Here is a 5,827-nt window from a genome sequence, read left to right as displayed (position 1 = left end):
TTGGTAAAGAAACGCAAGTGTATCGTTATTTCGGTCAAGAACGTAACAATACCACTTACAACTTAGCACGCATGAACATGTTATTACATGATGTACGTTATGAAAATTTCGATATCCGTAATGATGACACGTTGGAAAATCCAGCCTTTTTAGGACATACATTTGATGCGGTTATTGCGAACCCACCATACAGTGCGAAATGGACAGCAGATTCAAAATTTGAAAATGACGAACGATTCAGCGGATACGGCAAACTTGCGCCAAAGTCCAAAGCAGACTTTGCCTTTATTCAACACATGGTACATTACTTAGACGATGAAGGTACCATGGCCGTTGTACTCCCACATGGTGTCTTATTCCGTGGTGCTGCAGAAGGTGTCATTCGTCGTTATTTAATTGAAGAAAAGAACTACTTAGAAGCCGTGATTGGCTTACCAGCCAATATTTTCTATGGGACAAGTATTCCAACATGTATTTTAGTATTTAAAAAATGTCGCCAACAAGAAGACTATGTATTATTTATCGATGCATCCAATGATTTTGAAAAAGGAAAAAATCAAAACCATTTAACCGATGCCCAAGTCGAACGCATTATTAACACATATAAGCGTAAGGAAACAATTGATAAATATAGCTACAGTGCGACATTACAAGAGATCGCCGATAACGATTACAACTTAAACATACCGAGATATGTCGATACATTCGAAGAAGAAGCACCAATAGATTTAGATCAAGTCCAACAAGATTTGAAAAATATCGACAAAGAAATCGCAGAAGTTGAACAAGAAATCAATGCATACCTGAAAGAACTTGGGGTGTTGAAAGATGAGTAATACACAAAAGAAAAATGTGCCAGAGTTGAGGTTCCCAGGGTTTGAAGGCGAATGGGAAGAGAAGAAGTTAGGGGACCTTACTACCAAAATAGGTAGTGGAAAGACTCCCAAAGGTGGAAGTGAAAACTATACAAACAAAGGCATACCATTTTTAAGGAGTCAAAATATTAGAAATGGTAAATTAAATCTTAATGACTTAGTTTATATTAGTAAAGATATAGATGATGAGATGAAAAATAGTAGAACGTACTATGGTGATGTTCTTTTAAATATTACAGGAGCATCAATAGGTAGAACAGCCATTAATTCGATAGTTGAAATACATGCTAATTTAAATCAACATGTATGTATTATTAGATTGAAAAAAGAGTATTATTATAATTTTTTTGGACAGTATCTATTATCAAGAAAAGGTAAAAGGAAAATTTTCCTTGCACAAAGTGGAGGTAGTCGAGAAGGACTAAACTTCAAAGAAATTGCTAATTTAAAAATCTTCACCCCAACTATATTTGAAGAGCAGCAAAAAATAGGCAAGTTCTTCAGCAAACTCGACCGGCAAATTGAATTAGAAGAACAAAAACTTGAATTACTTCAGCAACAGAAAAAAGGCTATATGCAGAAAATCTTCTCGCAAGAATTGCGATTCAAAGATGAGGAAGGTAAAGATTATCTAGATTGGAAATCAAAATCAATTCAAGAAATATTTGAGAATAAGGGTGGCACTGCTCTAGAAACAGAATTTAATTTTGACGGTAATTATAAAGTTATAAGTATAGGAAGTTATTCTATAAATAGCACTTATAATGATCAAAATATAAGAGTCAATAAAAATAAAAAAACTGAAAAATATATTTTATCAAAAGGCGACTTAGCAATGGTATTAAATGATAAAACAAAAGATGGGAAAATTATAGGTAGAAGTATATTTATAGATAAAGATAATCAATATATTTATAATCAAAGAACTGAAAGATTAATACCATTTGCTGAAAATGATAATAAATTTTTATGGTTCTTAATGAATACAGATTTAATTAGAAATAAAATAAAAGGTATGATGCAAGGAGCAACCCAAGTTTATATAAATTATTCATCTATTAAATTGATATCTATACAATTGCCACTTCTTGAAGAACAACAGAAAATAAGAGGGTTTCTAGAAGTTTTATCTGGAATAACTACTAAACAATTGCACAAGATAGACCAATTAAAAGAGAGGAAAAAGGCGTTTTTACAGAAAATGTTTATTTGATTTGTCGCTGCAATATAGTTTTTATTATTTGTTTATTTCAGATGTTTCACCATCATATTGCGTAACTTTTACAAATAAGAAATAAAGTTCAATGAAATCAAAAACGAACATTAAATTTAGGCACTGTGATAGCACAGTGTCTTTTTTGTGTCGAAATTGTGTACAGAATAAGTAGTTAAATAAAGATTAAGTTGAGATAAAGTGTTATTCGTAAATAAAAGAGAGTAGATCGATAGGAATTGAATGATATTAGTTAACTATTTATTAAATTACTTAATAATGATTAATTTTTAGTTAAAGTAAGTTTAATGTGAAGCACGACCATTGCTCATTATAATGAATGAGGATTGTTCGTATTGCGTAATAGAATAAATCAAATAGACTAAAAATTGGGAGCATAGAATTATGAAATTAAAAAATATTGCTAAAGCAAGTTTAGCACTAGGGATTTTAACAACAGGGATGATTACAACTACTGCTCAGCCAGTAAAAGCAATTGAGCAAAGCAGATTATCAGTTACTTCAAAAGATACACAAGAATTAAAAAAATACTACAGTGGAACAGGATATAATTTTCTAAATGTGAGTGGTTATAGAGAAGGTAATAAAATGAACATTATTGATGGACCACAACTTAATGTAGTTACTTTACTTGGCACAGACAAAGAAAGGTTTAAGGACGATGAAGATTATGAAGGACTTGATGTATTTGTTGTAAGAGAAGGGTCAGGTAAACACGCAGATAATATATCAATTGGTGGAATTACAAAAACAAATAAGAATCAATATAAAGACCCTGTACAAAACGTTAATTTATTGACTTCTAAGAGTAACGGTCAAAATACTGCTTCTGTGACTTCAGAATACTATAGCATCAATAAAGAAGAAATTTCATTAAAAGAACTTGATTTCAAACTAAGAAAGCAATTAATTGATAAACATGATCTTTATAAGACAGAGCCTAAAGACAGCAAAATTAAAGTTTCTATGAAAAATGGCGGCTACTATACGTTTGAATTAAATAAAAAATTACAGCCTCATCGCATGGGTGATACGATTGATAGTAGAAATATAAAGAAAATTGAAGTGAATTTATAATAATATTCGAGGGAGTATATCATGAGAGAAAATTTTAAATTACGTAAAATGAAAGTCGGTTTAGTATCAGTTGCAATTACTATGTTATATATCATGACAAATGGCGAAGCAGAAGCATCTGAAGGTAGCCAAACTGTTAAGAACCCAAAGGTGAATGCAACTGAAGAAATCAAAGTTGGATCACAACCAGTTCAAAATAATCAAGAAGTAAGTTCGGAACAAACAAAAAAGAATTTTGTTAATTTAGACCCCATTAAACCTGGTGCTCAAAAGGTAACAGGGACTACTTTACCCAGCCATATTATTCTAATGAATATAGATGGTAAAAGTGCTGATTCAGTAGATGGAGGAAATAGTGATTTAGTATTTGCTGATGAAAACGGAAGATTCGAGTATCCACTACACAATAGAAAAATTGTTCATAATCAAGAAATTGAGGTTTCGTCATCCAGTCCTGATTTAGGTGATGATGAAGAAGATGAAGAAGTAGAAGAAGATTCAACTGAAAAAGCTGGTACTGAGGAAGAAAACACAGATGCTAAAGCTACATACACAACACCACGATATGAAAAAGCGTATGAAATACCGAAAGAACAACTAAAAGAAAAAGATGGACATCACCAAGTTTTCATCGAACCTATTACTGAAGGTTCAGGTATTATTAAAGGTCATACGTCTGTAAAAGGTAAAGTTGCTCTATCTATTAATAATAAATTTATTAATTTTGAAGAAAGAGCTAAAGATGGAATTAGTAAAGAAGATACTAAAGCTAGTTCCGATGGTGTTTGGATGCCTATTAATGAAAAAGGATATTTTGATTTTGATTTCAAAAAAAATCCTTTTGATAACTTAGAGTTAAAGAAAAATGATGAAATCTCATTAACATTTGCACCTGATGATGAAGATGAAGCATTGAAGTCATTAATTTTCAAAACTAAAGTAACGAGTTTAGAAGATATTGATAAAGCAGAAACTAAATATGACCATACTAAAGTGGAAAAAGTAAAAGTATTGAAAGATGTTAAAGAAGATTTACATGTAGATGAAATTTATGGAAGTTTGTACCATACAGAACAAGGTAAAGGTATTCTCGATAAACAGGGAACTAAAGAAATTACAGGTAAGACTAAATTCGCGAATGCAGTAGTGAAAGTATATTCTGACTTAGGTGATGCGCAACTGTTTCCTGATATTCAAGTAGATGAAAATGGTAAATTTAGCTTTGATGCTGAAAAAGCTGGTTTCAGATTACAAAATGGAGAAACATTGAATTTTGCAGTAGTTAAACCTATTACTGGTGAGCTATTACATCAAGGATTCGTTTCTAAGTATATCGATGTTTATGAATCTCCGGAAGAAAAGAAAGAACGTGAATTTGAAGAGAAACTTGAAAACACGCCTGCATATCATAAATTACATGGTGATAAAATTGTCGGCTATGATGTTCAAGGTAATCCATCAACTTGGTTCTATCCATTAGGTGAAAAGAAAGTTGAACGTAAGGCACCAAAATTAGAAAAATAATTAATAAAATAAAACAGCTTAATGATGTAATGAAACTAGTGAGTTAATCACTGACTTCAACGTCATTGAGCTGTTTTTTGTGCTTTGTTATAAAGCATTATTGAGTTTATTTTACGTGTTCATATTTTGAAACATCAAAGCCGTCTTGTTTAGCTTTGTTGATAATGTCTTTGATTGAATGTAGTCCTTTATCGGCGAAGTATGATCTTAAGTTGTCTTTTGTAGCTTGGTCAGCATTCTTATCTAATAACACATCGATATAGCTTAATTCATGTTCTAAGAAGTTTGCATCATCATGTAGTACAAGTCCATTTTGAGAATAAACTTTCGCATCTGCTTGATTACTATATCCAACAACGCCAGTTGCTAAAACACCTACCATTGCCGTAGCTACTAAAACCTTTTTAAATTTCATATCTATCACTCCTCTAAAAAATGTAACTCTATCATAACACTGAATATTGAGAAAATTACGTTTATTAAGCCGATTTAATAATTTTAATAAATAGTTAAAGTGACAAATATTGTTTAAATGAAATTAATCTTTAATGCGATGGTTATGGATTTTCCTACTAAAACCTTGATTTCAAAGAGGGTTTAAATCAAATGAAACAATAATAAAAAAATGACGCAACATAATAATAAGTACAAATTTAATTAAGAAATTAAATTGATTGTATATGTATATTTTGGTAACGTAAAAGAGAAATATACAAAATAATTAATTATTTATATGAAAAGAGAATATAAATGAAGTATAAAACAGAGAGACGTGAAACGATGGGATATTTAAAAGGGTTTGCATTGTACATAAGTATCTTAATTTTAATAGTTTTTATAGCAGGTTGTGGCAAAAGTGATAAAACAAAAGAAGATTCAAAAGAAGCACAAATTAAAAAGAGCTTTGAGAAAACTTTAGATATGTATCCAATCAAAAATCTCGAGGATTTATACGACAAAGAAGGCTATAGAGATGGTGAATTTAAAAAGGGTGATAAGGGTACATGGACTTTACTCACAAGTTTTGCTAAAAGTAACAAACCAGGTGAGATAGATGATGAAGGCATGGTTTTATTTTTAAATGGCAGTGTGTCAATAGAAAAATGAGAATTTCTTA

General features: G+C 30.8%; 5 protein-coding genes and 1 pseudogene. 5 read left to right on the top strand and 1 reads right to left on the bottom strand.

What is annotated here, in order from left to right:
* The 4 genes from HMPREF3247_RS02190 to HMPREF3247_RS02175 all read left to right on the top strand — a co-directional run.
* The coding region (locus HMPREF3247_RS02190) for a type I restriction-modification system subunit M (RefSeq protein WP_070866181.1) at positions 1-836 on the top strand (836 nt) is incomplete at its 5' end.
* Positions 829-2,088, top strand: coding sequence for a restriction endonuclease subunit S (locus tag HMPREF3247_RS02185; protein WP_070866180.1), 1,260 nt, complete (start codon positions 829-831; stop codon positions 2,086-2,088). The genes HMPREF3247_RS02190 and HMPREF3247_RS02185, both read left to right, overlap by 8 nt.
* A 405-nt stretch (positions 2,089-2,493) precedes the next feature.
* Positions 2,494-3,186 carry a superantigen-like protein SSL11 gene (locus HMPREF3247_RS02180; RefSeq protein WP_064129963.1) on the top strand — a complete coding sequence of 231 codons (693 nt, stop codon included), beginning with the start codon at positions 2,494-2,496 and terminating at the stop codon, positions 3,184-3,186.
* A 21-nt stretch (positions 3,187-3,207) separates the two neighbouring features.
* Positions 3,208-4,710 carry an FKLRK protein gene (locus tag HMPREF3247_RS02175; RefSeq protein WP_001208892.1) on the top strand — a complete coding sequence of 501 codons (1,503 nt, stop codon included), beginning with the start codon at positions 3,208-3,210 and terminating at the stop codon, positions 4,708-4,710.
* Positions 4,711-4,816: 106 nt separating this feature from the next.
* Here the strand turns inward: HMPREF3247_RS02175 and spn are convergent, their stop codons facing one another.
* Entirely contained in the window at positions 4,817-5,125 is a 309-nt protein-coding gene (gene spn / locus HMPREF3247_RS02170) for a myeloperoxidase inhibitor SPIN (RefSeq protein ID WP_000669524.1), read from the bottom strand.
* A 365-nt stretch (positions 5,126-5,490) separates the two neighbouring features.
* Here spn and HMPREF3247_RS02165 point away from each other — a divergent pair.
* A pseudogene (locus HMPREF3247_RS02165) lies at positions 5,491-5,793 on the top strand (Csa1 family protein); the annotation flags it as partial.
* Positions 5,794-5,827: the final 34 nt, after the last annotated feature.

The sequence above is a fragment of the Staphylococcus sp. HMSC36A10 genome, assembly GCF_001838845.1.
Taxonomy (GTDB): domain Bacteria; phylum Bacillota; class Bacilli; order Staphylococcales; family Staphylococcaceae; genus Staphylococcus; species Staphylococcus aureus.
Note: the sequence above shows the minus strand (reverse complement) of the source record. Positions and strands in the feature narration are given on the sequence as shown.

Excerpts from the sequence above, each read along its gene's own strand:
- HMPREF3247_RS02185 (WP_070866180.1), top strand. The coding sequence starts at position 829 with ATGAGTAATACACAAAAGAAAAATGTGCCAGAGTTGAGGTTCCCAGGG.
- HMPREF3247_RS02180 (WP_064129963.1), top strand. The coding sequence starts at position 2,494 with ATGAAATTAAAAAATATTGCTAAAGCAAGTTTAGCACTAGGGATTTTA.
- HMPREF3247_RS02175 (WP_001208892.1), top strand. The coding sequence starts at position 3,208 with ATGAGAGAAAATTTTAAATTACGTAAAATGAAAGTCGGTTTAGTATCA.
- spn (WP_000669524.1), bottom strand. The coding sequence starts at position 5,125 with ATGAAATTTAAAAAGGTTTTAGTAGCTACGGCAATGGTAGGTGTTTTA.